Raw genomic sequence first — 16773 nt, 5'->3', positions numbered from 1 at the left:
CGTTTCTTTAATGACTACATTGCTATCATACCGAAGCAGAGAAACACCTTCTATCGATTCAAATGACAAAAACCTTACATTTTTGAAAGGTTAACACATATGAGGTATAGCATTTTACATAAACAACAGTGTACTTTCATTTTTCTATATTCTCAGCAAAACCTGTTGTTTTAAAACGATACAGGTGCAAGATTGTATTCAAAACTCTGAGCATCCAGTAACGCATATCAGAAAATTGCTTAAAACTAACAGTTTCATTATAATAACTACATTCATACGCTAATACTATTGTGTATTCTGTTATTTTGCGAAATAATAAAAGATGGAGATGTATGAATCGATACATAAAAACTTATTTCTCACTCTATAGGAAGTACGACTTCCAACATGGCATATGAACAGGAGGAAAACGAAATGACATTACAAAATGAAATTATGAAAACATTACATGTTCAACCTGTTATCGATCCAAAAGAAGAAATTCGTAAAAGAATTGATTTCTTAAAAGACTACTTAAGAAAAACAGGTGCAAAAGGATTTGTACTCGGAATTAGCGGTGGACAGGATTCTACACTAGCAGGACGATTGGCACAGCTTGCAGTAGAGGAATCCCGAAAAGAAGGTTATGACGCTACATTTATCGCAGTACGCCTTCCGTATGAAGTACAAAAAGATGAAGATGATGCACAATTAGCTTTGCAATTTATAAAACCTGATAAATCTGTTGCCTTTGATATTGCATCGACAGTAAATGAATTTGCACAACAGTACAATCTATTATTAGGCGAATCATTAACAGATTTCAATAAAGGAAATGTAAAAGCGCGCATTCGGATGGTGACACAATATGCGATTGGTGGACAACAGGGCTTGCTTGTTATCGGAACAGATCACGCAGCTGAGGCTGTAACAGGTTTCTTCACTAAATTTGGAGATGGTGGTGCTGACCTTTTACCACTTACAGGCTTAACAAAGCGTCAAGGAAGAGCATTATTACAAGAGTTAGGAGCTATAGAACGCCTATACTTAAAAATGCCAACAGCAGATTTATTAGATGAGAAACCAGGACAAGCTGACGAAACAGAACTAGGAATTACATATGATCAACTAGATGATTATTTAGAAGGCAAAACAGTTCCACAAGAAGTTGCAGAGAAAATTGAAAAACGATATATGGTAAGTGAGCATAAAAGACACGTACCGGCATCTATGTTTGATGATTGGTGGAAATAAGGAAATGCAAAAAGAAGCTAAATGTGATTAGCTTCTTTTTGCGTTAACGATATATCGCTGTTTTATCATCAAGAATAGCTTGTAAACATTACTGGTACTGTTCATTGAAGAGGACTGGCATGTGATTCAGCAGGAAAAATTTCAAATCTAGTATTTCTTCCCCATCTATGTATGTACTTCTACATATCATTGAACATAAAGTGAAACTTTAATCAGTGATGTTTCCTTCCCCCCACCTATCTTCTTTGCTTCTTACAGAACTTTGAGATGGAGTATTACTACTCAGGATAGAAAATAACAAAAAAGACATCTACGAAAGATGTCCTTTTCATTATTTAATACGAAAACGTAATCGTCGCTAATGAATAGCCAGCTTGTGCACTATATGGTGCTACTTGATAAGATACGCGCTTTGCCCCTTTTGGCCACGAAATTTCATTTAATACTTTTTTTACATCTTGCATTGTTCCGTCCATGGATTGCTTATAACGTACTTCTACTTTTTTTGGTTTTGTTGCAAATTGCTGTTGTAATTTTTTCTTAAACTCATTATAGTTTTCCGCTCCATATTGAGCAGATAAATAAACAAGATTTGTATCTTTTAACATTTGCTGATACACTACCGATTTTTGGTTACCTGCTTTTATTTTACTCGTTAGTTCCTTATAGTAATTTGTTGTTGCCGCCTGATATTTACTACGATCCCATTGATGATCTTTACTTAATTGTTCATCAGACATATTAAAGTAAGAATATGTTACTCGTCCTTGTTTGTCCGGAACTGGATCATCAAACGTTGTGTCGAGATGGTACCATTTCCCCTCAATTTTCACTAGATTCCAAGCATGTGCTTGCCCATTTCCAGTTCCTGTCACGATATGGGATTGTATCCCTGCTTCTTTTAGTAATTGATAGGTTAGTAATGTGTATCCTTGACAAACAGCTGAGCGATTGGCTAATGCTTCATATGCCGTATAAGCTTTGTATGTAGTATCATAGGAAACATGTTTCACAACATAATCATGAACTGCCTTTACTTTTTCATGCTCATCCATTCCTGGTTTCAAAATAGAATTCACAATCGATTTTGCTTGGGCCTTTACATATTGTGTTTGTTTTTTTGATTCACGATATGTAATATTCAATGTAAACGCATAGTTTCCTGGTATGCCTCGTATTGAATACTTTGTACTTGCCACATTATATTTTACGTACTCATCTGAATCTACTGTCTTGTTATACTCTTTAACAAGCGTATTCATTACTTCTTTAATATTATTATGTTTTGTTTTATATGTGATTGTAATTTTCTCTTCACGATTATCAATATGCTTTTTTAATTCCTTTTGAAATCCTTCTAATAATTTCGCATCAGTTTGCGGAGCCGCCACTTTTTGGTTTGTAGCTGCATAGGAAACTGCAGGAATTTGCAAACCACCAATCATAATCGTTGAACAAAGTGCGACAGTTGTTAAATACTTGTTCGTCTTCTTCATCTCGTCACATCCTTCTACTTAAAATCATATGAAAGATATTTTCATATACTCTTAGAGTATATAATAATTTTCTGAAAAGAAAACATGCGATTTTCCATATTTATTAATTCGATTTTAATATTACAAAGGACATAAGAGCAAGCAAACGGATAACAAGTTTGTGTCTGTACTAAAATAGCAACTTCTATTTACGATACATCATACTATCGAGTATATATAAATACAAATTAAAAAAACGACATAAAATCCTTCTTTTTAGGTGGGAGAGAGCATCCGGCCATGCATAGAAGCGATCAGATTCTTTTCCTGCCCAGACATAGTGAAAACAAAGAGAGAAAACGAGTGCAGGTCACCTTTTGTTATCCATAGCCGCAGCTATATGTCGAAAAATCAAAATGGATTTATACAGTTCGAACAAACGAGGATTTAAAATAACCAAAGAATAAAAGAGAAGCAGTAGTAATTCAGTGAGAATTACTACTGCTTCTCTTTTTTTAACACGACTGCAATAAACAACACGTATTTTCAAAACGGCGATGTTTTAAATCTTCATTGGCAATACAGAAATAAAGCATCCCTAAATCGCCCCACATCATGTTGCAATTCGGCTGATCGGAGTCAATTTGGAATAAAAGTGTCATATCATGATGAGGTACACCTATGTATTCTTCTGCTTCTTCAAATACTTCTGCTTGAACTGAAAATGGCTCGCCAAATAGTTGATGATTATCATATTGATCTGGGCTTAGTTCCTCTAATAATTGTAAAAAGCGATCCGAATCTGCTTCGTCTTCAATAAACAGCTCTGGCAGTTTATATGTTAATTCAAATGTAATCGCACATTGCGTATACGTCCCTTTTATGTCGCTCATTCTTTGTAGCTGTTCAGCTTGAACATCATAATGCAGAACACGCCACCCTTCCTTCCTATTCGGATTTCCATACACTTCATGGAAATCTTCATGCTTTTGATCTGCAAAATAAAAGAAATATAGCATACCGGTTGCAGGAAGGTCATGTTTCATACCCACTTCCTGTAAATCAGCTAGGTTAAATTGCGCAATAAAGTCAAGTGGGTATCCTTTATACGTCGGATATTGAAACGCATCTGGTACATCAGGAACTCCGCCCATTTTTGAACAACCAATTGGAAGCGAATCCTCCTGCCTCGGAAAAACTTTTACACATGTAAATATTGTGGATAAAAGTTCTTGCTTTATATGTGTTAACTCATATTTATCAATTAATGATTCAATCTGTTTTTTCATAAAAACTCCTTATGTAAATGTATTTATCTGTATCATAGCACAAATTCTGCATGCACTTCACCTCGAAGATTAATACAAGTCATTCGAAAAAAAGGCTTATCCTTCGGACGCGAACTAGTTTAAAACAACATAGTATACATTGTTCCTACAAACACGATATCTCATAATTCTTTGCAGTAGACTCCCGTATTTTTCACTTTGTTTCATCTCAATTTCTATTATAAGGAGGCATTCCACATGGGTTACGGATATGGCGGCGGTTGCGGAGGATTTGGCGGCTGCGGATTTGGCGGTTTCGCTTTATTAATCGTTTTATTTATCCTTCTAATTATCATTGGAGCTAGCTGTTGGGGCGGCTTCAGTTGCTAAGTAAACTTTACTAACTATTGTAAAAGAGCACGTTACCCACGTGCTTTTTTACTTTACACCAAATCCATTTTTTGAAGGGAACTTTTTTCATGAAAATAGATGGCGTCTTTGAAGGTGGCGGTGTTCGAGGAATCGCACACGTTGGCGCAATTTGTGCATTAGAAGGGCATGGTTACGAATGGGAACGCGTAGCAGGTACTTCGGCTGGTGCTATTATTGCAGCTCTTCTAGCGGCCGGTTATACATGTGCAGAATTAAAAACAATTATAAGTAATGCTAACTATCATAAATTTATAACAAAAACATGGCTCGACAAAATTCCTGTTATCGGAAAGGGATTAAGCGCATGGGCCAAATTAGGAATATATACAAATGACTTTTTAGAAAAATGGTTGGAAGACTTACTACACAAAAAAGGAATTCATAACTTTAGTGATTTACCTCATCCTGAAAACTTGAAAATCATCGCTTCTGATATTAGTAATGGTAAAATGGTTATTTTCCCAGATGACTTACCAAACTACGGATTTACCAATAATCATTTCTCTATCGCAAAAGCAGTAAGAATGAGCGGAACTATTCCATTCTTTTTTGAACCTGTGAAATGGAAAACACCAAAATGGAAACAACCTTGTTATATGGTGGATGGAGGCCTTCTTAGCAATTATCCTATCTGGATCTTCGATTCACCAAACGTACCGCGCTGGCCCACTTTTGGTTTTCATTTTGTAAAAGACGATATACAAGCTGAGCCTGTTCATTACAATGAACCCTTCTCCATGTTTAAAGGACTATTTAAAACGATGATGCAAGCACACGACTTACGTCACTTAGATAAAGAAGCAAACGCACGGACAATCAAAATTCCAACTGGAACAATAACAAGTACAAACTTTCAATTAACTGATAAAGAAAAAGAATGGCTCTATCAATCTGGTTTTGACGCGGCCGAAAAATTTTTAAAAACATGGAATTTTAAAAGATATATCAATCAACATCGGAATGGAACTCCGATCCGAAAAGAAAATAATCGAAGTCAACATCTAAATTAATTATGAAAAGAAAAATACCTAATAAATAAAATATTGTTTTATTTATTAGGTATTCTTATGTATGAGCTCGAACTATTTATAAAGTGAAGGCGAATGATTAGTAGGTTTTTCTTCATTTTCCACTAATCATTCGCCTTCACCAATCGGGCTTTTACGGACAGTTTATCCGCCACCTAACTTCTTGACTTCCTGGCAAGTTTTGAGGTGGGGTTTTTACTACCCACAAATAGTGGGATAAACTACTAGTGCGCTATACTAATCTCCACTTCCCTCATTATTACAAGCTAGTAGTGGTTCATACATCATTATAGCGTGATTTTCCGTTACATATTGATCTTCTACAAACTGTTTCTGTTGGTTATATACTCTACGTTGAATAACATTGTGTCGTAGATAACCGCCCCAGTACGCAGTTTGGATTGAGTGTTCTTTTTCATATACTTCATATTGATAAAGTTGAGGATAGGCTGTTCTCCATTCACCAACTAAATGTTTATCTGTGATACAAAGGTGAAGTTGATACGATTGGTCCGTTTCATTTTTAATTTGTAAGTCCAAATAGTTATAAGAACAAGTCGCTCCGCTTCCAAACGGCTGGGTACGCTTAGAATCAGGAAAAACGTCAAAGCTATGACGATATCGCTCTGTTACTGTCAGTGGTGTATGTAAGGTCATCCAATATATTAAATTTGAAAGCTGACAAAGTCCTCCTCCAATGCCTGCTTGAAAAGATCCATAATGTAGTATCATACCTTCTACATACCCTTTTCTCCTCGTAGGTTTACCTATTAAACGCCAGTAAGAAAATGTTTCTCCCGGTCTAATGACGATACCATCTAGCTGTTTAATGGCAATCTTTAAATTAACAACTTTATTCTGTTGATACCACATATCTACATCCTTGAGCTTACGAAGTAGTATCGTTCGGTGCTGAATCACTGTACAGGGTAATTTTTCTTGTTGTAAGGTTTTTGCGTATATTTTTCCATCTGTTAACCACTGGATGTACCTCTTTGTAGAGTAATACCATGTTCCTAGTATAATACGGTACTTAGACCGCTGTTTAGGACGTAAGTTCACTATATTCATTTTATTTCCCCTCTTTATCGGCTTCATATTTTCCCAAGTTAACATTGAGATTGCAAACTATTTCTTCATTTACATTTTCAATCACCGTTTATTAACTATTTTTACAAATTAATGTATAAGAAAGTCAAATTTATTATAGTATTATTTTAGAAACAAAGGAATAACAATTGAAACTAGTTGCAAAACGCACTTTTACAAGACATACCTCATGAAGTATCTCTGTTAACAACAAGTATTGCTAACCAACCATCACAAAGGTTCTACAAAAGCTTGGATTAAAGTGTCGCGAATACTTTAGGCATTACGTAGCAATGTATCATAAATAAAATGAAAAAAGCTACTCTTTATAGTAGCTTTACAATTAAGGATATTGTAACCCTTCCGCTTCTTCAGCTGTAATGACAACATAACGCTCTCCTGTTCGCAGCCCTAACAACTCTGCTTTTTCAATCGCTTCTTGCTTTGTTTCTGCATAAGCAGCTAAATATTTTGTTCCATCAATAACCTGACAAATTACATATTGCTTCATATTTCTTCCCCTTTTTCTATTACTTACATTTATGATACCACTTTTTTTGAATCTAATAGAGAACTTACTATTATGCCTAAATATTTTTTATCCCGCATTAACGGGCAGTAATACCCCCACCTCAAAGTTCGGCAGGAAGCAAAGAAGTTAGGTAGGGGATAAACTGCCCGTAAAAGCCCGATTGGTGAGGGCTAATGATCAGTGGGGGATGAAGAAAACCCCCACTGATCAAAGTTTCACTTTATCAATCGTGCAAGTTTTTCAATTCCTTTCTCTATATCATGCAATGATGCATACGAATAAGAAAGACGCAAATGTTGGCTTGCATGACGATCATACAAATTCCCCGGATTAAGTAAAATCCCTTCTTGTAGTGCTTTTTCAAACAACTCACGCATCGAAATATTGGCCTGAATGTGTAGCCAAATATAAAAACCACCCGTTGGTATATGCCAAGTCGCCATACCTCCTAAATGTTTCTCGAGTGCTTGTAGCATATGCTCTCTCCGTTTTTTCAATTCGATTCGAATATGCTGTAAATGCTCCTCATATAACCCACTTAAAAACCATTCAGCAGCAACTTGTTGCGATAATGAACTAGAACCATAATCTGTCTGCATCTTTATATCTGCCAATCTTTGAATAACTAGTTCCGGTCCGACAACCCAGCCAATTCTTAAACCAGGACTAATTACTTTTGACATACTTCCTATGTAGAGCACTGTTCCATTTTTATCATACGCCTTCAACGGCTTAGGCGGCGGAGCATCTAGCCATACATCTTGATACACTGCATCTTCAATAATGGGTAATCCAATCTCATTACATACACTCATGACTTGTTGTCTCCTTTCATGATCCATAACAACACTCGTCGGATTATGAAAAGAAGGAATTGTATATAGAATAGAGCCATTGAATTGGTTTTTATATTTTGAGATGAGTGCCGGCTGAATCCCATACACATCCATTGGAATACCAAATAAACGCATCCCTGCTGACTGAAAAACATTTAGAGAATATAAGTAAGATGGTTTTTCTAATAAAATGGCGGAACCTTTACAGAGTAATCCCATCGAAATGAGCTGCAGTGCTTGAATTGCTCCCGAAACAATTAATATGGATGCTGGTGATACACGAATGTCATGCTTTTTTAAATACTCCGCTAGTTGCTCACGTAATTTGAAGTCCCCTTTTGGTTCTTCATACCCTAACGGAATTTCTTGCTGGGAGAGTTTTTTCATGATCTGCTGTGTTTTCTTTTCAGGTAACAGCTCTGGTGAGAGTTCACCGGTTCCTAACCGAATCATATTTGGATAAAACTCGGCTTGATTAATCTCTTGAATGGTCGGTAAATTCGGATAGTGTAGACCCGTTTCTACATATGAATTCCAGTCTGGAGGAGGCGTGGAAGTTGAGAAATTCCATGTATCATTCCTAACAATCGTCCCTCTTCTCCCGTCTCCTTCTACTAACCCTTGTGCCGCTAATTCATCTAAAGACATGACGATTGTACTTCGATTCACTTTAAATGCATGTGCAAATGCTCGTTGTGATGGTAATTTTGTACCGACAGTCCATTCCCCATTGACAATCTTTTCTTTTATGTACCCCTCAATTTGTTTATATAACGGAATGGGAGAAGATACATTTGGTTTCCAGCCAAATCGTTCCATATCATCACTCCAAATCATTTTGGTTGGTTTGCTATCCAACCATATGGATGGATACAATTTCTATTTTCTCTTATACAATATACACTATCATAATTTAGAAATTTGTATGGGAGGAAATAAAATGACTGAAGCAATATTTCACGGAATTATTCTTGCATTTGGACTCATTATTCCGTTAGGCGTACAAAATGTCTTTGTGTTCAATCAAGGTACCAGTCAGCCAAATGTCTGGCGGGCTGCTCCAGTTGTCCTAACGGCATCAATATGCGATACCGTGTTAATTTTAATTGCAGTACAAGGTGTATCTCTTATGCTACTTACCTTTTCATGGCTAACAACAATACTCTATGCGATAGGATTTTTCTTTCTCATTTATATGGGATGGGTCATATGGAAAAGTGAGCCTACTAAAACAAAGACTGAGGCGAAAACGATGACGATAAAAAAGCAAATTGTCTTCGCCGCCTCAGTTTCCTTATTGAATCCACATGCAATTTTAGACACGATTGGTGTCATTGGAACAAACTCTATTCAATATGTAGGAGCAGAAAAATGGGCTTTTACGCTCGCCACGATTACGATTTCTTGGATATGGTTTATCGGTTTAGCGCTTGCAGGACGAATGCTTGGGAAAGTGGATCCATCAGGAAGAACTATCGTGATGTTAAATAAAATTTCGGGGGTCATTATTTGGGGTGTTGCCCTTTATATGTTCGTACAACTCATTTCATAATACAGAGCATAATGATAAAAAAGAGTAACAACTCCAATTAAGTAATCAAAAAAATAACCGTATGCAAAATATGCATGCGGTTATTTTTTTGAGTTCTTACAAGTTATAAATTCTTACTTCATTTCTTAATCATGGCACAGGCTTAGGTTTTGGATGTAAAGATGCTTGATTACCTTCAGGTTTAATCCATACAATCGTTATAATGGTACCTATCACTGCAAATATACTTGTTACATAGAACACTTCATGATCTGTCCCTTTCATAAAGAAAGAATAAAGAGGAGGACCTGCAGCCACACCGATAAAACGCATCGAACTATAAAAAGATGTCACTGTTCCCCTTTGTTCTTTTTCAATCCCTTGCGTAATTAGAGCATCTAGACATGGTAAAGCAATGCCAATTCCTACCCCCATGACAACAAGACAAAGAATTAATAAGTATATCCCTTTCAAGAATAAAGGAAAGATAACAGAAATCGCAGTGAATATAAAACCAATATATATACATTTCTTCATGAAAGCTTGGTTGTCACCAATTTTCTTTCCTGCCATGTACGAACTTAACGATAATACAAGTAGCGGAATTGCCAAGACGCACCCTTTCCAAATTCCATGTATATCATATTTCGATTCTAATACAGTAGACAAGTAAAAAAGAACACCAAATAAAATAAACATAATGATAGCGCCTAATATAAAAATAGCAACTAACCATCTTCCTTTTTCACGGAAAGTCGAGCCAATAGATTGAATGAATTCCTTGAATGGTAGCGCTTGTTCTATTTGTTTTTTTGCTTTTACCAAAAACAAAAGAAGGGTAACAGCTATTACACATAAAACTGGAATTGTCCAAAATGGTAAAAACCATACAACTGCTGCAAGTGCAGAACCTAAAATCGGACTAAGAACCTTTCCAAATGTATTGGATGTTTCAATAATTCCTAATCCACTGCTTACTTGTTTTTCATCGTTGTACAAATCACCAACACATGGAATAACAACAGGCATTGCTCCAGCAGCACCAATCCCTTGAATAGCTCTTCCGATTAGAATCCAAACGTAAGGATTCTCTACTCTCCAAGATACCCAGCCTGTAATTGCCCCGCCAATAGCCGCAATCAATAAACTTGGAACCATCACCATTTTACGTCCCCATCGATCTGATAAATAGCCAGCAATCGGAATTAATAAAATTGCGACAATGGAATATAAAGTAATAATCATTGACACTTGAAAAGAAGAAATATTTAACTTTTTTTCGATTGTAGGAAGAATTGGAATAAGCATCGAATTTCCTAATGTCATGACAAGTGGGACAGAAGCAAGTGCAAGCAAGCAACAGTTTTCTTTTTTCGACATATGGACTTCGAAACCTTTCATCATATATTTCTTCCCATGCAGTAGCCCTGATGAAATTTGATTTTACATTTCATCAGGGCTATCACATTTGGTCTTCATTCAAACTTATTCAACAAAAGAAATTGGATAAAAAATATAGCATTACGTATATTCTGTCTATCCACGAAACAGTATATTCTTACCATTTAATGGGAGCTGTTTTTTTAAAGTTAGAAACCACACAAATACATAAAAAAAGAGAGGGAAGTCCTCTCTTTCATCCATGACACTACCAAGTTAACGAGTATATCCGCCACCAAGCTGTTGCTCTGCCATAGCTACAAGACGTTTCGTGATTTCACCGCCAACAGAACCATTTGCACGAGATGTAGTTTCGGCACCAAGTTGCACACCAAACTCTTGCGCAATTTCATATTTCATTTGATCAAGAGCTGCTTGTGCTCCATTTGATGCTAATTGATTAGAATTACGATTGTTCGCCATTTCGGTTCACCTCCTTTACATATTAAAATGTAAAGATTATAGCATTTATATACATACCAATTAATGGTAATTTTTCGCGCGATACAATAAAATTCAAATCATAGAAAAAGAGTCCCGTATAAACGAGACTCTCTTTTCATAATTATGTATGTATCCCCTCATATAATAGGCAATATTACTTCAATAATAAAAACGGAATTTATGAGGTCACTACAGACAATTGCTTTCTTCTCAGCTGAACAATTTCTTCTCGTAGTACATCTTTCGCATCATATCCAAACCATTCAAGTGAAGCAAAATGTTCCGTATCTTGAATTTCTCGAAGGATATCTCCGTAATTCACCATACCTTCAAATAACGGAACCATCCCTTCCCTCTTTCCAGCTGAGGCATATACATTATTTGGTTCAAATACATCTAAATGAGTAGCTGAAGAAATATTCTTCATATGATAATGCTGTACCCACGGTTTTAATTGATGGTAACTTTCAACTGGATCTGTACCTGACTCCCACATATGTAGGAAATCAAGATTGATTTTTAGAAATGAATGATTTACCTCCTCTAGTAACGTTAAAGTTGACTCTAGACAGTCTGTTAATGTGTTTGGGTGTGTTTCTAACAATACGTACATATTGTGCTGTGCAAATAGATCACATAGAATACGGATTCGCCTTACATATTCTTGACGCTCTTCTTTCGTAAAGCTAACACTTGGTTTTTGGCCAGCGAATGTACGGATTTTGTTCGTATCACACCAATTTGCTAGCGCTGCTATTTGTTCTGCTTTTTCAATTGTTTTCTCAAAGTCAGCTGACAATGATATATCTAAATAATCGCTAATCATCGTAATTTTCATATTGTGATCTCGTAAAAAATCGATCTGTTTTTCCGTCACTTCACGCTCTTGCGTATATAAATTTTGAGCGTGAATCCCCCATAACTCAATGCCTTCGAAACCGTTTTTATATGCAAATTGAACAATATCAGTAAATGAAATCAGTTGATGACGAAATGAAATGGTACACAACGAATACTTCATAGATTTAGGCCCCTTTTTCTCAAATTCGGTTCTTGTTGTTTTACAAATTGACACGCTGATTCATTCTTGTATGTTTCCACTGTATAAACTGTCTCTCTAATTCGGTTTTTATGGTACGTTCAATCGCATCTATTTCATTCAGTTTTTCAACGATGGATGATAAAAGTGCCGTATTATTGGTCATTGCCATTTTAATTGCTTTATACTGTACATTTGTAAACCCTTGCACGATATTTTCTACACGATCACACCAATAATCAAACTCTTCCTCAGAATATTGAAGTGTTTCCCGGAAATAAGCGAACGCATGCTCATAGCTATATTTCCGAATGGATAATACAGGTATTTGCTTCACACCTGCTATTAACTTAGAAAGTGTATATCCATCCTCACCACCCGCCATTTTTATAATAAGCTCTTTTAATTTCATAGTTAGCTCATTGTAATCCTTTTTAAATGTCTCATAAAAATAACTTTCTAACATTTCCTGCGTGGGTTCTTGAACAGTGGGAACATCAATAAAATAACCACCACCAAAGGGATTATCCAAGATAGAATCAATGACTTTTTCTTTCGCCATATTTCCTTCCCAGCGGAAATCCGGATCAAACATAAACCATTCATCTTCCTGTTCTGTTTTCGATATCATTAAATAATGTGGAAATGGCTTTTGATGAAACTTGTTTTCTCTCTCCGGCAATAATGACATATCCACCATTACGATGACATAGCGATTGTTCGGTTTACTCTCTACCAATTCCAGAAAGGTCTCCAAATTCGCTTGTTTATTTTTGGAATGATCATACCATTCATTTACCTTTATCCCGTATAGCTGTTCATACCAGTGTAAATAAAAATCATGATTGATATTTTCCGAATGATAGGTAATTACACCATCCTTTGTTATATCAAAGTCTCCATCCCATAAACCAAAATAGAAAGGACGAAAATCTATATCACTACGTCTTTTAATAATTTCACAGAAACAACTTACTAAACAATGTACTTTAATTGAAGTCATTTTCTCACCCGTTTTCTAAAATATTAGTTGTCCGCACTGATCTGTAACGGTTGCAAATTCCCCATAAAATCCAGCAATGAGCCGACCGTAGCAAAAGCTTTCGGATCCACTTCATCGTCAGGAACACATAACCCTAAATCCATTTCAATATACACAATAAGCTGCAGCATCATAACAGAATCAATATATAAATCTTGATTTAAACGCATCGTTTCTTCTAAATGTGTGATATTTTTTAACTCTATTTTTTCTGTCATAATCGTTTGTAAAGCCGTCTTTAACGTTTCGCGATTCATGTTGTCACTTCTCCCATCTCTAACAGCTTACGACTCACTTTTCCAGTTGCATTCTTAGGAATCTCTGTTACACATTCAATTTCATTTGGTACTTTATAAGACGGTAAATGCTGTATGCACCATTCTCGTATTTGAACGGGCTCAATACGCGCAATAACTTTTGCTTTTACAATCTCTCCCATAACCGGATGTATACCACGATACACGACTGCTTCTTGTATTCCTTCTAAACGCAGCATCGTTTCCTCTACTTCTATTGGGAACACCTTCAAACCAGACACGTTAATCACATCATCCATGCGACCAATAAAATGAATACCACGTTCAGATCTATATCCTAAATCTTGTGTATGGATCACTTTATCCCCGATCGTAGCAATAATTTCTTCCGGACTTTCTTCGTTATCGCTTGTACGAATAGACAGATGACCAAGTGGCTGCCCTAAATCTAAATGTGAGTGCATATTTTGACATATACTGATACAACCTGCTTCGGAACATCCATATTGCTGCATCATATACTTCGTTATGCCTTTCAGTTTACCGAAGAGCGATTGTGGCAACGGTGAACCTGATGTCATCACCTTATGAAACTGAAACGTCCCTTGCGGAAAACTTCCCATAATGTGTAGCATAAGTGGCACTGCATATACGATATGCTTTGGTGTATTACGGATCACATTTAACGCAAACTTCGGATTTTTATTTGTGACAATAATCGGCTTGCTTCCTCTTTCTATCGCAGATAACGTTCCGCAAATTAAACCGTATGAATGCGAAACAGGCGCTAACACAATCGGTATTTCATCAACTTCACACTGCAATGATTCATTGTAAGCTGCTATTTCTCTTTCAATTTCTTCCCAAGGTCTCTGAATAAGTTTCGGTTCACCCGTTGTTCCTGAGCTATATTGAAGTAGTGAAGGTTGATCATCTACTCTCCTTGGAGTATCAAGAAATACAAAATGGGTTGACTCTCCATATAAAAGTCCAAAACACCCTGCACGAGATGCCATATCTGAAGCTGTCTCTCTTGGCGTCTCTCCATGAATAAGCAATATTGAACCTCTATGTTTTTTTAAAAAATACACAAGAGTAATCACATCAAATGGCTCTGTGACACAGAGAGCGAATCTTTTTCCAGCTACCTCTTTAAAGTGATTCATATTTTCATATTCTTGTAGACGTTCTTCAAAATCCCCTTGACTATAGTCTTGTTTGTTAACTGTTAGCATTGTGTCCCTCCAAAATGAAAGTCTTACTGTTTAATCAGTTGGCGTACTGTATACAACGGATTTGAAACTTCGTGTACAAGTGATTCAACATCAGCATATAATCGACGCTTCGTTAATTGTTCCGCTTGAAATGTTGGTGCATATAATTGTAACTGTTCGAACCGCTCACGTAAGTGCGAAAATCGGACGAGATGATTTTCTAACTCTTCCACAATAAGCAGCCAAAACTGCTCTTCTTTAAATCCATAATTTTCTTGGAGTAGCATAGCTAATTCACCTACATTAAATAAGAACAGCGCATCTAAAATCATTTCTTGTAAACATTTGATACTGTCCATTTCAAAAAAGTCATTTAAGTGTCCATTCGCATACATAGGATGAACTTTTGCAAAATCAGGACATCTTTCCGGTTCTTTTACATAGGGACGGTAAAATTCTATTCCTTCATGAAAATCTTTTAAAGCAATGCGAATGGGAGTCCCTTGTTCATGAATAAGAATCATGTTTTGTCCATGTGATTCAAGTGCAATGCCTTGCTCCACTAAAAGGTGTACAATGGGCAGCACTGCTTGTTTAATAAGCTGACGGAGCCAACTTTCTATCCCGTTCTTTTCTAACCAAGGCTGAATGATTGGTGTTCCATCTAGCTCCTTTGCATATAAAGCATTAAAAGGTATCGCTTCTTCCGCACCTTCCAAATATTGATGAATACTTTCACGCCAAATACATCCTAATGATCCGTATGTAGATTGTTCGGGTGGATCGTACGTTACACCTGCAAACTCTTGCAGTAAAATAACACGTGCTTCATCTCGTAAATAAGGGTCATTTGCCACCAATTCTTTTAGCCAATTCGAAATGATAGGCGCACTTACGACAGAGTGCGGCTTTAACGTGCGAACGGTTGATGTATTTAATAAATTCATGGAAAGTTTCACATATGGTTTCATACAGTTGGAAGCATTTCGTAATGTACGCATCGATTGCTGCGCATAGTACTCATCTTCCGATTTCCCTATAAAAATGATGTTTCCTTTTTGTATGTGCTGGGCATAATTCGGAATAATGTAATTCTCCCATTGCCATGGATGGACGGGCATAAATGTATAATCATTCGGGTTGCAGCCTACATTTCGAACTGTAGAACAAAAATCGTTCAACTTTCTTTCTCCCACTTCTTCTCTTACAATGTGCTTGAAATCTTCTTTTGACAGAGCACCTACATAAGTATGTTTATCATGAACTGCAATCCAAATAAGTTTCATCAGTTGATTAAATTCGAATCCGTATTGGAAATGATCACGATATTGAAAACCAATTCGCGCCTTATAGCTCGGATGATACGGATGTCCATCTATTAAGCCACTTTCAAGCTCATCATATGTTTTTCCTAATAACTTTTCTGCTTTTTGGCTTCTTTCATATTGAGCAATTGTATCTTTAAAGATTGTTTGTTCTAGCTCTTCAATAAAGGAATGTAATTTGACCTCATCCACTTTGATAATTCTGAAAACTTCATTTAAAAATTGTGCAATGGATGTTACTTCTTCTACCTTATCATTTTGTATTCTGACAATTGATTTCTCAGCTAAACGAATGCGTTCAAACGTCATTCGCTCCTGGCAACGGCATTGATACGCAACGTTGTCACCGCTTTCATCAAGGCCCTGTATTGTAAAAATCAAATATTCTCCCTCTTGTATGCGAATTGGAGAAAGAACTCCCTCGTAAATCAACGACTCTATTAATTGACGAAAGACTCTTCTTCTAACAGCAATATATTGCTTCGATTGCACCGCTTCTATTACTTTTGTATGATAAATCTCTTCCATCATACTCTCCTCCGTTAAGGTAATTCTCAACAATACCATTTTTATATTACGTGAAATTTT

At 36.3% G+C, this 16773-nt stretch carries 15 protein-coding genes and 1 pseudogene; 4 read left to right on the top strand and 12 right to left on the bottom strand.

The genetic code is table 11. From position 1 onward, the window contains the following. Positions 1-414: 414 nt before the first annotated feature. The gene (gene nadE / locus QRE67_RS09565) at positions 415-1233 is read left to right on the top strand and encodes an NAD(+) synthase (protein ID WP_286124639.1); all 819 of its coding nucleotides are present in this window, start codon (positions 415-417) and stop codon (positions 1231-1233) included. Positions 1234-1568: 335 nt separating this feature from the next. Here the strand turns inward: nadE and QRE67_RS09560 are convergent, their stop codons facing one another. Both QRE67_RS09560 and QRE67_RS09555 read right to left on the bottom strand, forming a co-directional pair. Next, entirely contained in the window at positions 1569-2729 is a 1161-nt protein-coding gene (locus tag QRE67_RS09560) for a transglutaminase domain-containing protein (protein WP_286124638.1), read from the bottom strand. Positions 2730-3223: 494 nt separating this feature from the next. Then, the gene (locus QRE67_RS09555; protein ID WP_286124637.1) at positions 3224-3997 is read right to left on the bottom strand and encodes a YwqG family protein; all 774 of its coding nucleotides are present in this window, start codon (positions 3995-3997) and stop codon (positions 3224-3226) included. Between the two features lie 237 nt (positions 3998-4234). Between QRE67_RS09555 and yjcZ the strand changes: the two genes are divergently transcribed. Continuing rightward, complete coding sequence (yjcZ, locus tag QRE67_RS09550; RefSeq protein ID WP_286124636.1) at positions 4235-4366, top strand: sporulation protein YjcZ; 132 nt, start codon at positions 4235-4237, stop codon at positions 4364-4366. A gap of 89 nt (positions 4367-4455) precedes the next feature. Beyond that, a complete protein-coding gene (locus tag QRE67_RS09545) occupies positions 4456-5418 on the top strand; it encodes a patatin-like phospholipase family protein (RefSeq protein WP_286124635.1) in 963 nt (320 codons plus the stop codon). 255 nt (positions 5419-5673) lie between these two features. Here the strand turns inward: QRE67_RS09545 and QRE67_RS09540 are convergent, their stop codons facing one another. The 3 genes from QRE67_RS09540 to QRE67_RS09530 form a co-directional block, all read right to left on the bottom strand. Continuing rightward, the gene (locus tag QRE67_RS09540; RefSeq protein ID WP_286124634.1) at positions 5674-6507 is read right to left on the bottom strand and encodes a VanW family protein; all 834 of its coding nucleotides are present in this window, start codon (positions 6505-6507) and stop codon (positions 5674-5676) included. A gap of 361 nt (positions 6508-6868) precedes the next feature. Then, the gene (locus QRE67_RS09535; protein WP_286124633.1) at positions 6869-7036 is read right to left on the bottom strand and encodes a DUF3933 family protein; all 168 of its coding nucleotides are present in this window, start codon (positions 7034-7036) and stop codon (positions 6869-6871) included. Positions 7037-7272: 236 nt separating this feature from the next. Further along, complete coding sequence (locus tag QRE67_RS09530; protein ID WP_286125235.1) at positions 7273-8712, bottom strand: aminotransferase-like domain-containing protein; 1440 nt, start codon at positions 8710-8712, stop codon at positions 7273-7275. A gap of 121 nt (positions 8713-8833) precedes the next feature. Between QRE67_RS09530 and QRE67_RS09525 the strand changes: the two genes are divergently transcribed. Then, entirely contained in the window at positions 8834-9445 is a 612-nt protein-coding gene (locus tag QRE67_RS09525) for a LysE/ArgO family amino acid transporter (protein ID WP_286124632.1), read from the top strand. 129 nt (positions 9446-9574) lie between these two features. On the opposite strand, the gene bcbE is transcribed toward QRE67_RS09525, so the two are convergent. The 7 genes and pseudogenes from bcbE to QRE67_RS09490 form a co-directional block, all read right to left on the bottom strand. Next, the gene (gene bcbE, locus QRE67_RS09520) at positions 9575-10825 is read right to left on the bottom strand and encodes a bacillibactin exporter BcbE (RefSeq protein ID WP_353507073.1); all 1251 of its coding nucleotides are present in this window, start codon (positions 10823-10825) and stop codon (positions 9575-9577) included. A gap of 255 nt (positions 10826-11080) precedes the next feature. Beyond that, positions 11081-11287 carry an alpha/beta-type small acid-soluble spore protein gene (locus tag QRE67_RS09515; RefSeq protein WP_286124630.1) on the bottom strand — a complete coding sequence of 69 codons (207 nt, stop codon included), beginning with the start codon at positions 11285-11287 and terminating at the stop codon, positions 11081-11083. Between the two features lie 199 nt (positions 11288-11486). After that, positions 11487-12329: a sugar phosphate isomerase/epimerase family protein gene (locus QRE67_RS09510; RefSeq protein ID WP_286124629.1), complete on the bottom strand. Its 843-nt coding sequence runs from the start codon at positions 12327-12329 to the stop codon at positions 11487-11489. A gap of 40 nt (positions 12330-12369) precedes the next feature. Continuing rightward, on the bottom strand, positions 12370-13350 hold the full coding sequence (locus tag QRE67_RS09505; RefSeq protein WP_286124628.1) for a DUF6005 family protein: 981 nt from the start codon (positions 13348-13350) through the stop codon (positions 12370-12372). Between the two features lie 23 nt (positions 13351-13373). Continuing rightward, the gene (gene asbD / locus QRE67_RS09500; RefSeq protein WP_286124627.1) at positions 13374-13646 is read right to left on the bottom strand and encodes a petrobactin biosynthesis protein AsbD; all 273 of its coding nucleotides are present in this window, start codon (positions 13644-13646) and stop codon (positions 13374-13376) included. Continuing rightward, a complete protein-coding gene (locus QRE67_RS09495; protein WP_286124626.1) occupies positions 13643-14881 on the bottom strand; it encodes an AMP-binding protein in 1239 nt (412 codons plus the stop codon). The genes asbD and QRE67_RS09495 overlap by 4 nt, the downstream gene beginning before the upstream one ends. After that, positions 14868-16716, bottom strand: a pseudogene (locus tag QRE67_RS09490) (IucA/IucC family protein). The gene QRE67_RS09495 and the pseudogene QRE67_RS09490 overlap by 14 nt, the downstream one beginning before the upstream one ends. Positions 16717-16773 lie beyond the last annotated feature (57 nt).

The sequence above is a fragment of the Bacillus sp. DX3.1 genome (genome assembly GCF_030292155.1).
Lineage (GTDB): Bacteria > Bacillota > Bacilli > Bacillales > Bacillaceae_G > Bacillus_A.
The sequence above is the reverse complement of the archived record's forward strand: the minus strand, read 5'-3'. Positions and strand labels throughout refer to the sequence as shown.

Coding starts and splice junctions, on each gene's coding strand:
- QRE67_RS09515 (WP_286124630.1), bottom strand. CDS start 11,287: ATGGCGAACAATCGTAATTCTAATCAATTAGCATCAAATGGAGCACAA.
- QRE67_RS09530 (WP_286125235.1), bottom strand. CDS start 8,712: ATGGAACGATTTGGCTGGAAACCAAATGTATCTTCTCCCATTCCGTTA.
- QRE67_RS09545 (WP_286124635.1), top strand. CDS start 4,456: ATGAAAATAGATGGCGTCTTTGAAGGTGGCGGTGTTCGAGGAATCGCA.
- QRE67_RS09535 (WP_286124633.1), bottom strand. CDS start 7,036: ATGAAGCAATATGTAATTTGTCAGGTTATTGATGGAACAAAATATTTA.
- QRE67_RS09540 (WP_286124634.1), bottom strand. CDS start 6,507: ATGAATATAGTGAACTTACGTCCTAAACAGCGGTCTAAGTACCGTATT.
- QRE67_RS09495 (WP_286124626.1), bottom strand. CDS start 14,881: ATGCTAACAGTTAACAAACAAGACTATAGTCAAGGGGATTTTGAAGAA.
- QRE67_RS09560 (WP_286124638.1), bottom strand. CDS start 2,729: ATGAAGAAGACGAACAAGTATTTAACAACTGTCGCACTTTGTTCAACG.
- QRE67_RS09525 (WP_286124632.1), top strand. CDS start 8,834: ATGACTGAAGCAATATTTCACGGAATTATTCTTGCATTTGGACTCATT.
- yjcZ (WP_286124636.1), top strand. CDS start 4,235: ATGGGTTACGGATATGGCGGCGGTTGCGGAGGATTTGGCGGCTGCGGA.
- QRE67_RS09555 (WP_286124637.1), bottom strand. CDS start 3,997: ATGAAAAAACAGATTGAATCATTAATTGATAAATATGAGTTAACACAT.
- QRE67_RS09505 (WP_286124628.1), bottom strand. CDS start 13,350: ATGACTTCAATTAAAGTACATTGTTTAGTAAGTTGTTTCTGTGAAATT.
- asbD (WP_286124627.1), bottom strand. CDS start 13,646: ATGAATCGCGAAACGTTAAAGACGGCTTTACAAACGATTATGACAGAA.
- bcbE (WP_353507073.1), bottom strand. CDS start 10,825: ATGAAAGGTTTCGAAGTCCATATGTCGAAAAAAGAAAACTGTTGCTTG.
- nadE (WP_286124639.1), top strand. CDS start 415: ATGACATTACAAAATGAAATTATGAAAACATTACATGTTCAACCTGTT.
- QRE67_RS09510 (WP_286124629.1), bottom strand. CDS start 12,329: ATGAAGTATTCGTTGTGTACCATTTCATTTCGTCATCAACTGATTTCA.